Annotated in this window: 16 protein-coding genes; 14 read left to right on the top strand and 2 right to left on the bottom strand. The window is 70.4% G+C overall.

Annotation, left to right across the window (positions count from 1 at the left end):
* The first annotated feature begins 15 nt into the window (after positions 1–15).
* From OHS59_RS03660 to OHS59_RS03625, 8 genes are all read left to right on the top strand, one after another.
* Positions 16–1,428, top strand: a complete 1,413-nt coding sequence (locus OHS59_RS03660) for an FAD-binding oxidoreductase (RefSeq protein WP_328491929.1) — start codon at positions 16–18, stop codon at positions 1,426–1,428.
* A gap of 186 nt (positions 1,429–1,614) precedes the next feature.
* Positions 1,615–2,631: an ABC transporter substrate-binding protein gene (locus tag OHS59_RS03655; protein WP_328491928.1), complete on the top strand. Its 1,017-nt coding sequence runs from the start codon at positions 1,615–1,617 to the stop codon at positions 2,629–2,631.
* Between the two features lie 18 nt (positions 2,632–2,649).
* Positions 2,650–3,495: an ABC transporter permease gene (locus OHS59_RS03650; protein ID WP_328491927.1), complete on the top strand. Its 846-nt coding sequence runs from the start codon at positions 2,650–2,652 to the stop codon at positions 3,493–3,495.
* 14 nt (positions 3,496–3,509) lie between these two features.
* Positions 3,510–4,325 carry an ABC transporter permease gene (locus OHS59_RS03645; protein ID WP_328491926.1) on the top strand — a complete coding sequence of 272 codons (816 nt, stop codon included), beginning with the start codon at positions 3,510–3,512 and terminating at the stop codon, positions 4,323–4,325.
* Positions 4,322–5,299 carry an ABC transporter ATP-binding protein gene (locus OHS59_RS03640; RefSeq protein WP_328491925.1) on the top strand — a complete coding sequence of 326 codons (978 nt, stop codon included), beginning with the start codon at positions 4,322–4,324 and terminating at the stop codon, positions 5,297–5,299. The genes OHS59_RS03645 and OHS59_RS03640 overlap by 4 nt, the downstream gene beginning before the upstream one ends.
* 2 nt (positions 5,300–5,301) lie before the next feature.
* Positions 5,302–5,706, top strand: coding sequence for a VOC family protein (locus tag OHS59_RS03635; protein ID WP_328491924.1), 405 nt, complete (start codon positions 5,302–5,304; stop codon positions 5,704–5,706).
* A 216-nt stretch (positions 5,707–5,922) separates the two neighbouring features.
* Complete coding sequence (locus OHS59_RS03630) at positions 5,923–7,080, top strand: LacI family DNA-binding transcriptional regulator (RefSeq protein WP_328491923.1); 1,158 nt, start codon at positions 5,923–5,925, stop codon at positions 7,078–7,080.
* 63 nt (positions 7,081–7,143) lie between these two features.
* On the top strand, positions 7,144–8,019 hold the full coding sequence (locus OHS59_RS03625; RefSeq protein WP_328491922.1) for a DUF1963 domain-containing protein: 876 nt from the start codon (positions 7,144–7,146) through the stop codon (positions 8,017–8,019).
* A gap of 28 nt (positions 8,020–8,047) precedes the next feature.
* Here OHS59_RS03625 and OHS59_RS03620 read toward each other — a convergent pair whose 3' ends face one another.
* Positions 8,048–9,028, bottom strand: a complete 981-nt coding sequence (locus OHS59_RS03620; protein WP_328491921.1) for an acetylxylan esterase — start codon at positions 9,026–9,028, stop codon at positions 8,048–8,050.
* Between the two features lie 435 nt (positions 9,029–9,463).
* Between OHS59_RS03620 and OHS59_RS03615 the strand changes: the two genes are divergently transcribed.
* The 5 genes from OHS59_RS03615 (at position 9,464) to OHS59_RS03595 (ending at position 15,518) form a co-directional block, all read left to right on the top strand.
* A complete protein-coding gene (locus OHS59_RS03615) occupies positions 9,464–10,708 on the top strand; it encodes a sugar ABC transporter substrate-binding protein (RefSeq protein WP_328491920.1) in 1,245 nt (414 codons plus the stop codon).
* Positions 10,709–10,732: 24 nt separating this feature from the next.
* Positions 10,733–11,713, top strand: coding sequence for a carbohydrate ABC transporter permease (locus OHS59_RS03610; RefSeq protein ID WP_328491919.1), 981 nt, complete (start codon positions 10,733–10,735; stop codon positions 11,711–11,713).
* The gene (locus OHS59_RS03605; protein ID WP_328491918.1) at positions 11,710–12,624 is read left to right on the top strand and encodes a carbohydrate ABC transporter permease; all 915 of its coding nucleotides are present in this window, start codon (positions 11,710–11,712) and stop codon (positions 12,622–12,624) included. Before OHS59_RS03610 ends, OHS59_RS03605 begins: the two co-directional genes overlap by 4 nt.
* A gap of 126 nt (positions 12,625–12,750) precedes the next feature.
* Positions 12,751–13,953, top strand: coding sequence for a glycoside hydrolase family 1 protein (locus tag OHS59_RS03600; RefSeq protein ID WP_328491917.1), 1,203 nt, complete (start codon positions 12,751–12,753; stop codon positions 13,951–13,953).
* 143 nt (positions 13,954–14,096) lie between these two features.
* The gene (locus tag OHS59_RS03595) at positions 14,097–15,518 is read left to right on the top strand and encodes a glucoamylase family protein (RefSeq protein WP_328491916.1); all 1,422 of its coding nucleotides are present in this window, start codon (positions 14,097–14,099) and stop codon (positions 15,516–15,518) included.
* Between the two features lie 56 nt (positions 15,519–15,574).
* On the opposite strand, the gene OHS59_RS03590 is transcribed toward OHS59_RS03595, so the two are convergent.
* Complete coding sequence (locus OHS59_RS03590) at positions 15,575–16,441, bottom strand: alpha/beta fold hydrolase (RefSeq protein WP_328491915.1); 867 nt, start codon at positions 16,439–16,441, stop codon at positions 15,575–15,577.
* Between the two features lie 108 nt (positions 16,442–16,549).
* Between OHS59_RS03590 and OHS59_RS03585 the strand changes: the two genes are divergently transcribed.
* Positions 16,550–17,056 (top strand): CGNR zinc finger domain-containing protein, encoded by a 507-nt coding sequence (locus OHS59_RS03585; protein WP_328491914.1) that lies wholly within the window; start codon positions 16,550–16,552, stop codon positions 17,054–17,056.
* Positions 17,057–17,195 lie beyond the last annotated feature (139 nt).

Here is a 17,195-nt window from a genome sequence, read left to right as displayed (position 1 = left end):
CCCAAGGAGCCACACTTGTCCAGGACGTCCGATCCCCATCCTGCCCCGTCCCCGCGCGGAACGGCCGGCGGAGCTCTCGGCGCCGCTCTCGTCCGCCGTGGCGACGCGCGTTACGAGAAGACCCGCCTCGACGCCGTGTGGAACGCGCGCAAGCCGGACCGGTTCCCCGACATCATCGTCGTCGCCGAGGACGAGGCCGACGTCGTCGAGGCCGTACGGCTCGCCCGGGCCGAAGGACTGCGCGTCTCCGTCCGCTCCGGCGGCCACAGCTGGGTCGGCAACGGGGTACGGGAGGGCGGACTGCTGATCGACCTCTCCCGCCTCCAGGGGATCGGTGTCGACCCGCACCGCCGTACCGCCTCCGTCCAGCCGTCGGCCAAAGGGCCGGCGATCCAGCGGGCCCTCGCCCCGCACGGACTGTTCTTCCCGACCGGTCACGCACCCACCGTCGGCATCGGAGGCTTCATCCTCGGCGGCGGCTACGGCTGGAACTCCCGCCACCTCGGACCGGCCTGTCTGAGCATCCGGGCGATCGACGTGGTCCTCGCCGACGGCACCCTGGTGCACGCCACCGACGAGACCCACCCCGACCTCCTGTGGGCGGCGCGCGGCAGCGGCCCCGGCTTCTTCGGCGTCGTCACCCGCTTCCACCTGGACGTCCACGAACGGCCCACCGAGATCCGGCGGACCGTGCACAGCTACCCCCTCGCCCTGCGCGACGAGGTGCTCGCCTGGTCCTACGACCTCCTGGAACGACTGCCCACCAGCGTGGAGTTCTCCGCCAAGGTCGGCTTCACCCCGGGCCTCGGCGTCCCGGCGATCTCCCTGACCGCCACCGCCTTCTGCACCCCGGCACACGGCCCCGACGTCCTGGACCCGCTGGAGGACGCACCCTTCCGCGACCAGGCCCTGCGAGCGGTGGTCGGCGAGCCGACCACCATCGAAGAGCTGTACGACATCGCCGACCGCCTCAACCCGGAGGGTCTGCGCTGGGCCGTGGACGGTGTGTGGGCGCAGGGCACGGCCGAGGAGATCGTCGATGCCGCCCGGCCGGTGCTGGACACCGTCCCCGGCGGGACCAGTTTCGTGCTGTGGATGCTGTGGGGCCACTACCCGCCGCGCCCGAACGCCTGCTGGTCGGCCCAGGCCAAGGCCTACCTCTCGCCCAACGCCGGCTGGCACGACCCGGCAGAGGACCTCGCGCACGAGAACTGGGTGCACGGCTCACTGTCCGCCGTGCAGCACCTGTCCCGGGGCCTGCAGTTCTCCGACAACAACCTCGCCGACCGCTTCGACCTAGGCCTCAGCGCCGAGAACGCCGCACGGCTGGAGGAGATCCGCGCGGTCCACGACCCCGACGGGCTCTTCCGCACCTACATGACCCCGGCCGAGTCGACCACCGCCTACGCGGTCGCAGGCCGCGCGTAACGCCGTAACGAACGCCGCCCGCACCTCCGTAGGAACGCCGCACGCAACGCCGTACGCACCCGTGCGGGCGCCGGACGGCCCGCGCGGCGACCTGTCCGTCCGGGCGACCGCGTCGCCCGGAGAGCCGCATTCGCCCGTGGGGCCGTATCCACGGGCCGCCGCAACCGTGCAAAGGAGCACACCCTCATGCCGAAGAGCAGCACAAGCACGAGAAACCCGTTCGGCCGCCTCGCCGTCGGCCTGGTGACGCTCGCCGTCGCCGCCCCGCTCACCGCCTGCGGTTCGGGCGACGCCACGTCGGCCGGCAGCGACGGGTCGGCGAAGATCACCGTGCTCCGTTCCAACGGCGCGCTGTTCGAGCCGCTCTACATCGCCGAGCAGCAGGGCTACTTCGAGGACGCGGGCCTCGACGTCACCATCAAGGCCGGCGCCCAGGACACCTCGCAGAACGCTCCGTCCCTCCTCAACGGCGAAGCCCAGTTCGCGATGACCGACAGCTCCGGCTTCCTCAAGGGGGCCGCGAAGAACATGCCGATCCGCATCGCCACCGGCCTGGTGTCCGCCACCACGAAGACCGACCCCACCGACGGCCTCCTGGTCAAGAAGAGCAGTTCCATCGACGGCTTCGCCGACCTGGAGGGCAAGACCGTCGGACTCTCCGCGCTCGGCGGCTCCATCCAGTTCATCGTCGAGTACCTCGTCGAGAAGGACGGCGGCGACCCGAGCAAGGTCAAGTTCGTCTCCCTGCCGACCACCTCCCTCACCGACGCGGCCACCACCGGCAAGACGGACGCCGTCTTCTCCTTCGGCGCCTTCTACGCGGCCGGCAGGCAGGCGGGCCTGCGCTCCGTCGGCAACGGCATGAACGACCTGCCCGGCATCGCCCAAGGCGTGCTCTTCTCCACCCAGAAGTACCTGTCCTCGAACGCCGGCACCGCGAAGAAGTTCACCGACGCCGTCGCCAAGGCGATCACCTACGCCAACGCGCACCCCGACGCGGTCAAGGCGATCGACAAGAAGTACACCCAGCTGCCCGCCGACTACATCGAGAAGTCGCAGATCGCCTACTACGACAAGAAGATCGACACCACCGTGATGCGCACCGTCATCACGAAGATGCACGACTACGACCTGCTCAGCAGCACCCCGAAGGACGACGCCATCTACTGGGACAAGGCTCCGACGGTCACCGCCGGCAGCTGACGACGGCAGAGGTACACCATGGCCATTTCCACCACGGACCGGCGCCCGGTGGCCCCGGCCCGAAAGCGCCCGGCCCGCCGCACCCGGGCCGGGACCCCGGGGCGGCGCGGGCTCCTGATGCTGCAACTGTCCGCCGTCGCCGCCGTCCTCGTCATCTGGGCGGTGCTCGCGGCGGCCGGACCCGTGAGCGCCACCGCGCTGCCCGGACCCGTGTCGGTGTTCGGTCGGTTCCCCGAGCTGTTCGGCACCTCCGCCTACTGGCAGGCGGTCGGGGACACCCTGAACGGAGCCGTGACCGGCTTCGTCGCCGCCGCCGTGATCGGCGTACCGCTGGGCCTGGTCACGGGCACCTACGCGGCGGCCGAGCAGTCGTCCCGGCTGCTCGTCGACGTCCTGCGGTCCTTCCCGGTCATCGCCCTGCTCCCGGTGTTCCTGCTGGTGCTGGGGTCCACGCCGACGATGAAGACCACCGTCGTCCTCCTCGCCTGCGTCTTCCCCGTCTTCCTCCAGGCCCAGTACGGCGCCCGGTCCGTGACCCCGATGATCTCGGAGACCATGGACAGCTACCGCATCCCCCGGCGCCTGCGCTTCCGCAAGGTGATCCTGCCCAGCGCCACCCCCTCGGTCATGACCGGGCTGCGGCTGGCGGCGACGACCTCCGTGCTCGTGGCCATCGGCGTCGAGGTGCTCACCACACTGCCGGGGATCGGCCACGAGGTCGTCCAGGCACAGCAGGGCGGGGCGGCGGCACAGGCGTACGCCTACATCATCACCGCGGGCGCGATCGGCTACTCGATCAACCTGCTGTCCCAGTTCGCCGAACGACGCCTGCTGCGCTGGCGTCCGCCGGCCCACACCGACTGACGAGGGGAGGCACCATGTCCACGCGTCCCCCGGGCGCCCTGTGGCAGTCCCTGCTCAAGCAGTTGTGGCTGCCGGTCCTGTGCGTCGCCGTGCTGCTGATCGCCACCGCGGGCAGCACCAGCTTCTACTTCCCACCGGCCACCGACGTGCTCGCCACCCTGTGGCGGGAGCTCCTGCACGGCGGTCTCGTCGAGGACCTGCTGTTCTCCCTGCGCAACATCGCACTCGGACTGGGCCTCGCCACGGTCCTCGGAGTCGGCGCCGGACTCGTCATCGGCGAGGTCGAACTGCTGCGGCAGGCGACCGGTCCGCTGCTGGACTTCGCCCGGGCCACCCCGACGGTGGCGTTCGTCCCCGTCATCATCCTGACCCTGGGCATCGGCTCCGGCCCGAAGATCTTCCTCATCGCCCTCGGGTCGCTCTGGCCGATCCTGCTCAACACCATCAGCGGCGTGCACGGCATCAACCCGGCCGTGCACGAGACCGCCCGCGGCTACCGCATCCCCTGGCGGCTGCGGCTGCTGAAAGTGGTGCTCCCCGGAGCCCTTCCGCAGATCTTCGCCGGCATCCGCGTGGCCCTCTCCATCGCGGTGGTCCTGATGGTCGTCAGCGAGATCTACGGATCGCCGGTGGGCCTCGGCAACTTCATCCTGCAGAGCGGCTCCGGCTTCGCCGTCCCCGAGACGTGGGCCGGCACCGTGCTGATCGGCATCCTCGGCTACGGCCTGAGCGTGCTCCTCCTGGCAGCCGAGTACGTGCTGCTCGGCTGGTACCACCAGCGTCCGCCGCGCGTCCGGCGGACCATGTCCCGAAGCGAGGTCAAGACATGACGCAGCGACACATGAAGACGGGCACGGGCGGCTCCAGCCTGATCGTGCAGGACGTCGGCAAGACGTTCGGCCACGGCGCGGACGAGCACCGGGTGATCGAGGGTCTGTCGCTGCGGGTCGACCCCGGCGAATTCGTCTGCGTCGTCGGCCCGTCAGGCGCGGGCAAGACCACCCTGCTGCGCTGTCTGTCCGGTCTGATCCGGCCCACCTCGGGCACGATCCGCTACGGCGACGAACCCCTCACCCGCCCGCACTCCGACATCGCGGTCGTCTTCCAGGACTACCGCGGCTCCCTGCTGCCGTGGATGCGGGTACGGGACAACGTGGCCTTCCCCCTGGAGGGGATGGGGGTCAAGCGCGCCGAACGCAACCGGCGGGCCGAGGAATGCCTCGACGCCGTCGGCCTGGCGGGCGTCGGCGACAAGTACCCCTGGCAGCTCTCGGGCGGCATGCAGCAGCGCGTGGCCATCGCCCGCGGCCTCGCCTACGAGGCGCCCGTACTGCTGATGGACGAGCCCTTCGGATCGGTCGACGCCCAGTCCCGCTTCGACCTGGAGGACCTGACTCTCTCGCTCCGCGCCGACCTCGGCATCACCGTCGTCCTCGTCACCCACGACATCGACGAGGCCGTCTACCTCGGCGACCGCGTGGTCGTCATCGGCGGCCGTCCCACCACGGTCGTCGACAACCTCCAGGTCGACCTGGGCACCGACCGCGATCAGATCACCACCCGCGCCGACCACCGCTTCACCGACCTGCGGACCCGGGTCCTGACCATGATCCGCGAGGCACAGGCGCCGACCGCGCAGACGGCGGCGCGCACCGGGCCGACGGCTGAAGAGCCGACGCCCGAGGAACCGACGTCCGAAGAACCCGAGCACGAGGAACCGGCCCACGATCGGCCCTCGGAGGACACCGGCGGTACCGGGGACGGCGGCCCGACCCGGGAGAAGACCGTAAGGGCGGTGCGCTGACGATGACCCGCTTCGACCACGTGGGCATCTCAGTGCCCGACCTGGAGGCCGCCACCTCCTGGTACTGCGACGCCCTGGACCTCACCGCGGCCCCGGTGTTCGCCGTCCCCGGCACCGACCTGCGCGGCGTCATGCTCCTGCACGACAGCGGCTACCGCATCGAACTGCTGCACCGGCCCTCGGCCCGCCCGGGCCCGGCACCGGGCAGCGCCCTCGACGCTGCGGGCACCCACGGCTTCGGCCACATGTGCCTGTGCGTGGAGGACGTGGCGGCGGAGTTCGCACGACTCGTCGAGGCCGGCGCCGGGGTGAGCATGCCCCCGCGGCCGGCCCCACGTCCCGGAGCCAGCATGGCCTTCGTCACCGACCCCTACGGCAACCTCATCGAACTGCTGGACCGCGACTGAGACCACCCCGCCCCCGAACCGCCGAACGCAGAACCGTTCCGCGTTCACTGAGGCGCTCGGCTTCGGCCACGCGTCGAAGCTCCGCGGCCATTGACCTGTCACCCCTGCTCCCTCCGGTTGCCTCACGGACCTGCCCGCCCCTAGGGTGAATGCGCTTTCATCCACATGCATGCACCAAGACGAGACGGGGGCCCGACCCATGAACGGCGCCGCACGGTGAACGCGATTCCCACGGTGTACGACGTGGCAGAACGCTCCGGAGTGTCCATCGCCACGGTGTCCCGGGTGTACCGCAGCCCCGACTCCGTACGCGCCGCCACCCGCGAGCGAGTGCTGGCGGCGGCGAACGAACTGGGATACGTGCCGAGCGGCAACGCCCGTGGTCTCGCCAGCCGTTCGACCGGCGTCCTCGGCCTGTGCTTCCCGGACTACTCCGACCCCGACACGGTCGGCGCCGAGGACGACGACGCCGCGATGCTCTACTCGGACCAGATCATCCGGGGCATGGAACGCGCGGCCCGCCGACACGGGTACGCCCTGCTGATCGCGGCCTCCCTCGAAGGGGGCCCGGAGAGTCTTGTGGCCCAGGTGGCCGGCCGGGTGGACGGTTTCGCCGTGATGGCCCGCACGGTGCCGACGGAGGAGCTCGAAGCGATCTCCCGGCGCCGGCCCGTGGTGATGCTGGCCGGCCCCCGTGCGAAGGACCCCTCGCTCGACCACCTCGACCACGTCGAGGTCGCCAACGAGGACGGCCAGTACGAGCTGACCCGGCACCTGATCCACGACCACGGTCTGCGCCGCCTCGCCTACGTGGGACTCCTGGACGACTCACCGGACGTCGAGGCGCGTTTCCGCGGCTTCCGCCGGGCCTGCGTCGAGGCGGGTATCGGGACGGGGACAGGAGCCGGGACCGAGGCAGGGATCGAAGCCGGGCCCGAAGCCCAGGTCGAGGCAGGGGTCGAGGTGGGCGCCGCTCCGACGCTGCGCATGCCGATGATGACCCAGGCCGAGGGCGCCCGCGCCGCTCGCCTGCTGTGCGAGGGAAGCGGTGAGCGGCCCGAGGCGTTCGTGTTCGCCAACGACCAGATGGCGGTGGGCGCGCTCCAGGCGCTCGAACGCCGGGGCCTGCGCGTACCCGAGGACGTCGTGGTGACCGGCTTCGACGGCATCCCGCTGAGCCGCCTGGTGCGCCCCGCGCTGACCACCGTGCGCCAGCCGATGGTGCGCATGGGGGAGGAGGCCGTCGACCTGCTCGTACGACGGCTGAGCGGGCAACCTCCGCAGGAACCGGTCTCCTTGATGCTCCCCGTCACCGTGGCCCGCCGGGCGAGCTGCGGTTGCGACGGGACAACGGTGATGCCGACGGTCGCCTGAGGGCCGCGTCGTCGACGACCGGCCCCCCGCCGCGGTGTCAGTGCCTGCCTCTACGGTTCACCCATGACTGCTGCCATGACTTCCGAGACGCAGGACCGGTTACAGCTGTTCCGCGCCGAGGCGAGCACGCGGGGCATCCCGGCCGAGGACGTCGAGCGATGGACGGCCACGGCCCGCCCGTGCGCGACGCTGACGTGCGACGGCGCCGGGGACGGGCCGGTCGTGGGCCGGTTCGGCGGCCCTCTCCTGCTCCCGGCCGGCATACCGGACCCCGCCCACCCCTTCGTCGCCTCCATCGACCTCGCGGCCCTGCCCGCCGACGCGACGGACCTCCCGCTGCCTCCCGACGGTCACCTGCTGTTGTTCGCCTTCCCCGAGACCGCGGACGACTACGAGTCCATGGGCAGCGTGGTGTACGTCCCCGTCGGCACGGCCGTGGCGGAACGCGACAGACACGCCTGGAACCCCTACGACATCGACGACTACGAGGCGATGTTCGCGGAGTTCCCGCAAGGACCGCTGCGGGCGACCACCGAGGTGTCGCTGCCCTACCACTACGCGGCCGAGATCCCCGAGAAGCCGGGGAGCGGACCACTCCCCGGGCACCCCCGCGCGGAGGAACTCGTAGAGGTCTGGGAGAACACGCGTGACGCCGCCCCTGAGGGGTCGCTGCAGATCGGGGGGTACGCCGACGAGGAGGCCATCTACACCGATCCGGTCGTCGATGCCGTGTCGAGGGCCGTGCGGGCGGCGGCAGCGGGCCGGTGGGAGGGGCCGGTCTCGGGCGACGTGTCGGACTGGGTGCTGCTGGCCGACTGGTGGGCCGGTATGGACGTGGACGGCTGGGAGAGTGCCACCGTCCACTGGGTGATCCAGCGTACGGACCTGGCCGCGCGGCGCTTCGACCGAGCGTTCGCCTCCGTCTTCTGGAACCCGTGACCCGGAGTCTCCCCCCATCCCTCGTCCCTCATCCACCCATCCATCGTCCGAAGAACTCCGAGGTGATCCGCCGCAGACGTCGCCGTTCCTCCGCCTCGCCCGGGTAGGGAAAGTGCCCGGCCTCCAGTACCTCCAGCCGGCGTGGACCGGCGAGCGCGTTGTGCACCGCGAGCTGACCCGGCGGCGGCACCGCCGGGTCGAACAGGGCGCAGGCGGACAGCACCGGGATACGCAGACGCGCTGCCGCGGTCGCCGCGTCGAAGTACGCGAGAACCTCCGCGGCCTCCGGATGCTCGCGGAGGTGGGCGCGCACGGACTCGCCGCTGCCGGTGCAGGGCAGGGTGTACCGCAGCGGGTGGTTGCCGAAGGTCGGCACGGTCAGCCCGGCCGCGGCGAACCGGTCGTCCCACGGCAGGGCCAGCGCGCCGATCCCGCCGCCGAAGCTCTCGCCGAGATACCCCAGGCGCCTGCCGTCGAGCGTCGGCGAGGGAACCAGTTCGAGCAGGGCCGAGGCGGCGCCCCACAGCCCGGCGACGCAGACGCCGATGAGGTAGGTGTCCCGCGAGCCGATGCCGTGCAGCACGTGCCCGTCCGGGGTGGAGGGCACCTCCGGCCGCAGCCCGAGAGCGGGAAGTCCGGGCGCGATCGGCAGGATCGCCGCGGACTCCGGCAGCGGGAGCGGCAGGTCGGCGCCGGCTTCGTGACGTCCGCCGTATCCGTGCCCGATCACGAACCCGTGGCGTACGGGCCCGTCGCACGGTAGCGCCAGCAGAGCGCCGCACCTGCCGCCGAGCGCGTCGTAGGAAACCTCGTGGACGCGGAAGCCGTCACGCTCCTCCACCACGTCGCCCAGCAGTGGACGCGGTTCCACGAGCGCCGCCGCGGCCCGTCGTCCACGCCAGAACCCGTCGAAGTCCGGCGGCCCACCCGGCGCCCCCACACCCAACAGCCCCTCAAGCCCGTAACCATGGGCGGGATCAAAAGCGAAGGGGTGACCGATGAACGACATCCCGCGACTGTAACCACCCCACCACCCCACCCGCCCCGCCCCTCAGGGTCGCGGGGAACGGCGCGCTCAACCCTCACGGCCCGCACCCCACACCCGGCCCGGCCACCCCCACCCAGGGGCGCGAGGAACCGCGCAACACCAGCCCCCACAACCGCCGCACATTAGCCATGCAATGATCCGTTTTGCATGGCTCCCGTACAAACTGTCCGGAGCGCCCCAGCTGCCGAAAGGCAACCCCGCCCGCCAAATGTCCCGCTCGTTACGGGAGTGTGACCAAGCCCCCTCTTGCCAGCCCCGGAACCCCTGCCACAGAGTGATGTATGCGCTTACAGGTAGCGCATACATCGCGAAACTCAGCCGCACAAAGCAGCCGCACAAAGCAGCCGAACACCGAAGTCGCACACCGAAGTCGTGAAGCTCAAGGAGGAGCCGCCCATGAACCGCGCCGTCGCAACCGGGTCGATCGCACTCACCCTCGCGTCTGCGCTCACCCTCACCGCCTGTGGCGGCTCGGGTGGCGCGGGCGTAGCAGCGGACGCCGAGCAGACCCTGACCGTATGGGCGATGGGCACCGAGGGGGAGAAGCTCGGCGACGTCGCCGAGGAGTACGAGAAGTCCCACTCCCACCTCACGGTCAAGGTCACCCCGATCGGCTGGGACGTGGCCCACCAGAAGCTGGTCGCCGCCGCTGCCGCCGGAAAGCTGCCCGACGTCGTACAGATGGGCGGAAGCTACCTGGGCGAGTTCGCCGACATGGGCGTCCTGGAGCCCGTCGACACCAAGACCGTCCAGGAGGACGACTACTTCCCCGCCGCCTGGCAGCAGGGTTCCTACGACGGCAAGACCTACGGCGTCCCCTGGTACGTCGACACCCGCGTGCTCTTCTACCGCACCGACCTGGCCAAGAAGGCAGGCGTCGAGGCGGCCCCGGCCACCATGGCCGAACTGCGGAGCGCCGCGGAGGCGTACCAGAAGAAGGCCGACACCAAGTGGGGCCTGTCCATCCAGCCGGGCGGCCTCGACACGGTGCAGAGCTTCTACCAGTTCCTGTACTCCGCCGGCGGCACCATCATCGACGACGACGGCAAGGCCGCCGTCAACTCCGCCGCGGCCGTCAAGGCGCTGGAGAACTACGGCAGTTACTTCGACAAGGGTCTGAGCGAGAAGTCCGTACGCCCCGGCTACGACGTCACCAAGGACTTCAACACCGGCGCCGTGCCCATGTTCTTCGGCGGCCCCTGGCTCACGAACCTCATCGACGAGAACTATCCCGACCTCAAGGGCAAGTGGGCCATCGCCCCCGTACCCGCCGACGAGGCGTCCGTGTCCATGGCCGGCGGCTCCAGCCTGGCCGTCTCCGCGGACAGCGACCACAAGGCCGCCGCCAAGGAACTCGTCGCCCACCTCACCGGCGCCAAGGGCCAGGCCGACTGGTTCGAGCGGACCAACGACCTGCCCGCCAACAAGGCGGCCTGGAAGACCGGTGACCTCGCCACCGACCCCACCATGCAGGTGTGGCGGAAGCAGATGGACACCGCCCGCGCCACCCCCTCCCAGCCCAAGCTGACCGAGATCACCTCCAAGGTGGACACCGCCATCGAGTCGGTCACCCAGGGCAAGTCCTCCGCCAAGGAAGCGCTGGACAAGGCCCAGTCCGAGATCGAAGGCCTCGTTCAGTAGAAGGCAGTAGGAGAGCGTCCCCTCATGTCCCTCACCACAGGACCGGCCGCCCCGCAGGCGGCGGCCGTCGACAAGAGCCCCCACGGCGGCGGGAAGTCAGGTCGCACCCGCCGCGGCAACCGGTCGCTCAGCAGGCACAACCTGACCGGCTGGCTGTTCTCCACGCCGTTCCTGGTGCTGTTCGGCGTCTTCATGCTCTTCCCGATCGTCGCCACGCTCCTGATGAGCTTCACCGACTTCGGTGCCCGGAACGTCACCCGCCCGCTGGAGGCGGAGTTCGTCGGCCTGGACAACTACACACAGCTGTTCCAGGACGACAAGTTCCTCAAGGCCCTGTTCAACACCGGCTACTTCGTGGTCGTCGGCGTACCCGCGACCATCCTCCTCGGTCTGCTCGCGGCGATCCTGCTGAACAACGGCATCGACCGGGCCCGCACCCTGTTCCGGGTCGGCTTCTACGCACCGGTCGTCACGACCATCGTCGCCGTGGCCGTCGTCTGGCGCTTCGTGCTCGACCCCTCCGACGGGCTGATCGCCTCGCTCGCCTCCGAAGTGGGCCTGACCGCACCGGACTTCCTCGGCTCGGAGACCTGGGCGATGCCGTCCCTGATCGCCATGGCCGTGTGGCGCAACCTCGGCACCGTGATGGTGCTGTGCATCGCGGGACTCCAGGCGATCCCCGCCGAGGTCCGCGAGGCGGCCCGCCTCGACGGCGCCGGTGTCTGGCAGGAGCTGCGCGGCATCACCGTCCCGCTGCTGCGGCCCACCCTGCTGTACGCCACGGTCATCACCACCATCGGCTACCTCAACGTCTTCGAGGAGCCCTTCGTGATGACGCAGGGCGGGCCCTCCGACTCCACGCTGACCGTGTCGCTCGACATGTACCGCGAGGGCTTCAACTTCTTCCACATGGGCTATGCCAGCGCCATGGCGTACGTCCTGTTCGTCGTGATCATGGGCATCACGGTGCTCCAGCTCCGACTGCTGAAGGACAACACCCGATGACCGCCAAGACGGACGAGACCACCGAGACGGCCAAGACAGCCGGGACGGCCGGGACGGCCGCCAATGCCCGGGCTCCCCGCCGTACCGGACGGGCGCGCACCCCTCTGCTGTACGTGATCGCCTCGGTCGCCCTGCTGGTGATGGCCGCCCCGTTCCTGTGGATGGCGCTGTCCGCGTTCAAGACGAAGCAGGACCTCACGGCGAGCCCGCCCGTGTGGATCCCCTCCCGCTGGACGCTGGACAACTTCACGTCCCTGCTCGACCAGCTCGACATGCCGCAGTACTTCCTGAACTCGCTGATCGTCGCCGTCCTGGTGACCGTCAGCAACCTGCTGTTCTGCTCCATGCTCGGCTACGCCCTGGCCAAGCTCGACTTCACCGGGCGCTCCAAGGTCTTCGCGGTCGTGCTCGCCGCCCTGATGGTCCCCGGCAACCTCATGATCCTGCCGCTGTACGTGCTGATGAACGGCCTCGGCCTCATCGACACGTACGCCGGACTGGTGCTGCCCTTCGCGGCGGGCGCGTTCGGGGTGTTCCTGATGCGGCAGTTCACGCTGTCCGTGCCCGACGAACTGCTGGAGGCGGCCCGCCTCGACGGCGCGGGGGAGTGGTACATCTTCTGGCGGATCGTGATCCCGCTGGTCAAGCCCGCCCTCGCGACGCTGACGATCTTCACCTTCCTCGGTTCCTGGAACAACTTCATCTGGCCCCTGATCGCCACCAACGACCCGGACAAGTACACGCTGCCCGTGGCGCTCGCGACCTTCGCCAACGATCCCAACCGCACGGTGGGCGGCGGCAACGGCATGCTGATGGCCGGCTCCCTCCTCGTCGTACTGCCGGTCCTGGCCGTCTTCGCCGTCCTGCAACGGCACTTCACCCAGGGGATCGCCACCGCGGGACTGAAGTAGCCCCACCGGGCTCCCTTCCCCGGCCGCCACCGGTCCCGGCCCCACTGCTCCGGGCCTCCCGCACCGCCGACCCCCGGGCCGGGTCGCCATGCCACCACCCCCACACCAGAAAGACAGAAACGGACGATGACGCACTCGACCACCCCCTTCCCCGACGGCTTCCTGTGGGGCGCCTCCACCGCCGCCCACCAGATCGAGGGCAACAACGTCAACAGCGACTGGTGGCGCAAGGAGCACGATCCGGCGGCCGGGATCGCCGAGCCCAGCCTGGACGCCTGCGACAGTTACCACCGCTGGGAGCAGGACATGGACCTGCTCGCCGAACTGGGCTTCACCGACTACCGGTTCAGCATCGAGTGGGCCCGCATCGAGCCGGTCCGCGGCACCTTCTCGCGCGCCGAGATCGCCCACTACCGCCGGATGGTCGAGGGCGCCCTCGACCGCGGACTGCGGCCCATGGTCACCCTCCACCACTTCACCGTCCCGCAGTGGTTCGAGGACTTCGGCGGCTGGACCGCCGACGGCGCCGTCGAACTCTTCGCGCGGTACGTCGAGGAGTGCGCGCCCGTCATCGCCGACGGCGTCCGGCACGTGTGCACCATCAACGAGCCGAACATGATCGCCGTCATGGCGGGCCTCGCGAAGACCGGCGATCAGGGCTTCCCGCCCGCAGGCCTGCCCACCCCGGACGAGAAGACCACCCGCGCGGTCGTCGCGGCCCACCACGCGGCCGTCAAGGTCATCCGTGCCGGTCACCCCGACATCCAGGTCGGCTGGACCATCGCCAACCAGGTCTACCAGGCCCTCCCCGGCGCCGAGCAGGTCACCGCCGACTACCGTCACCCCCGCGAGGACGTCTTCATCGAGGCCGCCCGCGGCGACGACTGGATCGGCGTGCAGTCCTACACCCGTACCAAGATCGCCGAGACCGGTCCCGTACCGGCGCCCGACGACGTCGAACGCACCCTCACGCAGTGGGAGTACTACCCGGTCGCCGTCGGTCACGCCCTGCGCCACACCGCCGAGGTCATCGGCGACGGCACGGCCCTGATCGTCACCGAGAACGGCATCGCGGCCTCGGACGACAGCCGTCGCGTCGACTACTACACCGGCGCCCTCGGCGAGGTCGCCGCCGCGATCGAGGACGGCCTGAACGTCCAGGGCTACCTTGCGTGGAGCGCCCTGGACAACTACGAATGGGGCTCCTTCAAGCCGACCTTCGGGCTCATCGCCGTGGACCCGGACACCTTCGAGCGCACGGCGAAGCCGTCCGCCGTGTGGCTCGGCAGTCTCGGCCGGGACCGGGCTCTGCCGCGCACCGCCGCCTGACCGCACCCCCAGACCGGGAGCCGGCCGGCACCTGACACCGGCCGGCTCCCGCCCCACCCCCGCGCCGACGCCCCACGCACGGACACGCACCACGGACACGCACCCTTCCGCCTGCCTGCTCACCGCAGAGGAGCCAGAGCCGCATGAACCGTCGTAGTTTCCTGACCGCCGCAGCCACCACCGCCGCCGCCACCTGCGCCACGTCCCTCACCGGGACGGCCACCGCCGCCCCGGCCGTCCGGACCGACACGGAACGCCGCCTGCTGCGCGACTGGTTCGTGGCGACCCACCGTTCGATGGAGGCCATGACGACCGAACTCGGCCTGGCCGCGGACAAGACAGACGTCAGCGGCAGCGGTACGCCGGTGCCGTCCGCGCAGACCTCACCGACCAACATCGGCTGCGGACTGTGGTCCACCGTCGCGGCCGCCGGACTCGGAGTCATCTCCGGCGCCACCATGCGTCGCCGGCTGACGCGCACGGTCGCCGCCGTGGAACGCCTGGAGCGCGCCCACGGTTTCTGGTTCAACTGGTACGACGCGCACGACGGTTCACTGCTGACGGCCTGGCCGGAGACCGGCGACCCGGTACGGCCGTTCCTGTCCAGCGTCGACAACGCGTGGCTGGTGACAGGACTGCGTATCGCCGCGGACGCCGCCCCGGAACTGCGCCCCCGGGTCGCCGCCCTCCTCGCCGACGCCGACTGGTCGTACTACTACACCCCGTACGACCCGGCGGACCCGGTCGCGGGCCCCGGGCAGCTGCGGGGCGGCTTCTGGCCGGACAGGCCCGGCAAGGGCGAACCCACGGGCCACCACTACGGCGCCCTCAACACCGAGCCCCGTATGGCCAGTTACCTCGGCATCGCCGACGGCTCACTGCCCGGCGAGCACTACTGGCACCTGCTGCGCACCATGCTGCCCGGCATGGGCCAGGAGCAGGAACCGCAGGGCGAGTACATCGAGATCGACGGCGTGCGCGTCTGGGAGGGCCACTACACCTACCGCGGCCGGAAGCTCGTCCCCACCTGGGGCGGTTCCATGTTCGAGGCGTTGATGGTCCCGCTGTTCGTGCCCGAGTCCGAGTGGTCGCCCCGCTCCTGGGGCACCACCCACCGGCGTTACGTCCGCAGCCAGATCGAACACGGCCTGGTCGAGGAGGACTTGGGCTACTGGGGATTCTCCCCGGCCTCCATCCCCGCAGGGGGCTATCGGGAGTACGGCGTCGACGCCATCGGTATGCAGGAGGACGGCTACAACTCCCTGGGCGTCGTCACCCCGCACGCCTCCTTCCTCGCCCTGCCCCAGGCCCCGAAGGAGGCGCTCGCCAACCTCCGCGGCCTGGACCGCGCCTTCGGTGCCTACGACGACCGCTACGGCTTCCGTGACTCGGTCGACGTGACGACCGGCCGCGTGAGCGACCATGTACTCGCCCTGGACCAGGGCATGATCACCGCGGCCATCGCCCAGCACCTGCGCCCCGGCCTGCTCCAGACGCCGTTCCGCACGAAGGGCTTCGGCTCCAGGGTGCGCCCGCTGCTGGCGAAGGAGCGGTTCTCGATCTAGGGGGCCAGTCCCTCCGCAGCCCGTCCTCCTGAGGGCGGTCCTCCCGGGGGCCGCCCTCAGCCGTTGGCGGTCAGGAAACCGCGGATGTACCCGGCCACGGTGTCCAGGTGGCTTTCGAGCAGGAAATGGCCGCCTCCGGGGACGAGGTGGATCTCCGCGTCCGGCAGGTCCCTCGCGAAGGCGCGCGCTCCGTCCGGGCCGAAGATCTCGTCGCCCGCGCCCCAGACGGCGAGGAGCGGCACCCGGCGCTCCCGGAAGTAGGCGTGCACCTGGGGATACAGGGGCGGATTGCTCGCGTAGTCGTGGAACAGGGAGAGCTGTACGAGGTCGTTGCCCGGCCGGTTGACCTCACGGTGGTCGGCGGCCCAGGTGTCGGGGTCGACCAGTTCGGGCCGGTCCACTCCGTGCAGGTACTGCCATCGGATGGCTTCGAGCGAGAGGGCGGCGCGGACGCCGGGCTCGGTCTCGGGACCCGGATTCTCGCAGTACGCCCACACTGGCTTCCAGAAATCCGGTACGAAGCCGTCCTCGTAGGCGTTGCCGTTCTGCGTGATCACGGCGGTGATCGCATCCGGATTGCGCAGGGCCAGCCGCCAGCCGACGGGTGCGCCGTAGTCCTGGACGTACAGGGCGTAGCGCGTGACGCCGAGCTGGGCCAGGAGCGCTTCGGTGACGTCGGTCAGCGCGTCGAAGGTGTAGGTGAACGCGTCCACGGGCGGGGTGTCGGAGTTGCCGAAACCGAGGTGGTCGGGGGCGATGACGTGGAAACGATCGGCCAGCGCCGGAATGAGGTGGCGGAACATGCGCGAACTTGAGGGGAACCCGTGCAGGAGGACGAGCGTGGGTGCCTCGCGGGGCCCTGCCTCTCGGTAGAAGACACGATGTCCCCGCACTGTCGCGTACTGGTGGCGGATCTCGACCATGACTAACCCCTTAAGTGCCTCATGGTGGTTACCTTTCGATGTCCAGTAGAGCGCTGTTGGAGTAACCTGTCAAACGTCTCGATGGAGTTAGTTGGTGAGGTGGGGCCCATGCTGGACGACCAAGCACTGATGCAGGCGCTGAACAGCACCCCTGTCGTGGACGGCGGACGCCAGGACCTGTGGAGTGACGACCACGAGGTGGACAGGTGGGCGCGGGAGCACGGGGGTCTCGGCGGCGACGAGGAGCGCCGGTGGCTTCGTACCGCCCGCGACGCTCTCCAGGCGGTCACGGCGGGCGAGCCGGCGGAATCCGGTCTGAGCCGAGTCCTCGCAGGCGTCCACAGAGTCCCGCGCCCCAGCACGTCGGGCATCGAATGGGACTTGGAGGCGCCGGCGGAACGAAGACTCGCCGTGGAACTCGTGCTCGCGTGGGCGGAGGTCGGAGAGCGCATGCCCGACCGTCTGCGGCCGTGCGAGAACCCCGAGTGCCGCCTCTTCCTCCTGGACCGCAGCCGTGCCAACACCGCGCGGTGGTGCTCGATGAAGACCTGCGGAAACCGGCTCAAGGCCCGTCGCCATCAGGCCCGCGTACGGGAGACACCGGAAGCCCGGTAGCGCCCGGTGCGCCACTACTGGAGCTGCCGGGCGCGGCCCGTCATGTCAGAGGCGGCTGCTAGGACGTGATGGTGACTCGGACGTCTTCCTTACTGCCGTCGCACTGAACGCATCGCGGAATTCATCGGCGTGGCCCACA

It is taken from the genome of Streptomyces sp. NBC_00414, assembly GCF_036038375.1.
GTDB lineage: Bacteria > Actinomycetota > Actinomycetes > Streptomycetales > Streptomycetaceae > Streptomyces.
This window is presented reverse-complemented; position numbering and strand designations above follow the sequence as displayed.

Coding starts and splice junctions, on each gene's coding strand:
- OHS59_RS03635 (WP_328491924.1), top strand. CDS start 5,302: ATGACCCGCTTCGACCACGTGGGCATCTCAGTGCCCGACCTGGAGGCC.
- OHS59_RS03600 (WP_328491917.1), top strand. CDS start 12,751: ATGACGCACTCGACCACCCCCTTCCCCGACGGCTTCCTGTGGGGCGCC.
- OHS59_RS03645 (WP_328491926.1), top strand. CDS start 3,510: ATGTCCACGCGTCCCCCGGGCGCCCTGTGGCAGTCCCTGCTCAAGCAG.
- OHS59_RS03595 (WP_328491916.1), top strand. CDS start 14,097: ATGAACCGTCGTAGTTTCCTGACCGCCGCAGCCACCACCGCCGCCGCC.
- OHS59_RS03585 (WP_328491914.1), top strand. CDS start 16,550: ATGCTGGACGACCAAGCACTGATGCAGGCGCTGAACAGCACCCCTGTC.
- OHS59_RS03650 (WP_328491927.1), top strand. CDS start 2,650: ATGGCCATTTCCACCACGGACCGGCGCCCGGTGGCCCCGGCCCGAAAG.
- OHS59_RS03615 (WP_328491920.1), top strand. CDS start 9,464: ATGAACCGCGCCGTCGCAACCGGGTCGATCGCACTCACCCTCGCGTCT.
- OHS59_RS03590 (WP_328491915.1), bottom strand. CDS start 16,441: ATGGTCGAGATCCGCCACCAGTACGCGACAGTGCGGGGACATCGTGTC.
- OHS59_RS03605 (WP_328491918.1), top strand. CDS start 11,710: ATGACCGCCAAGACGGACGAGACCACCGAGACGGCCAAGACAGCCGGG.
- OHS59_RS03620 (WP_328491921.1), bottom strand. CDS start 9,028: ATGTCGTTCATCGGTCACCCCTTCGCTTTTGATCCCGCCCATGGTTAC.
- OHS59_RS03625 (WP_328491922.1), top strand. CDS start 7,144: ATGACTGCTGCCATGACTTCCGAGACGCAGGACCGGTTACAGCTGTTC.
- OHS59_RS03640 (WP_328491925.1), top strand. CDS start 4,322: ATGACGCAGCGACACATGAAGACGGGCACGGGCGGCTCCAGCCTGATC.
- OHS59_RS03655 (WP_328491928.1), top strand. CDS start 1,615: ATGCCGAAGAGCAGCACAAGCACGAGAAACCCGTTCGGCCGCCTCGCC.
- OHS59_RS03610 (WP_328491919.1), top strand. CDS start 10,733: ATGTCCCTCACCACAGGACCGGCCGCCCCGCAGGCGGCGGCCGTCGAC.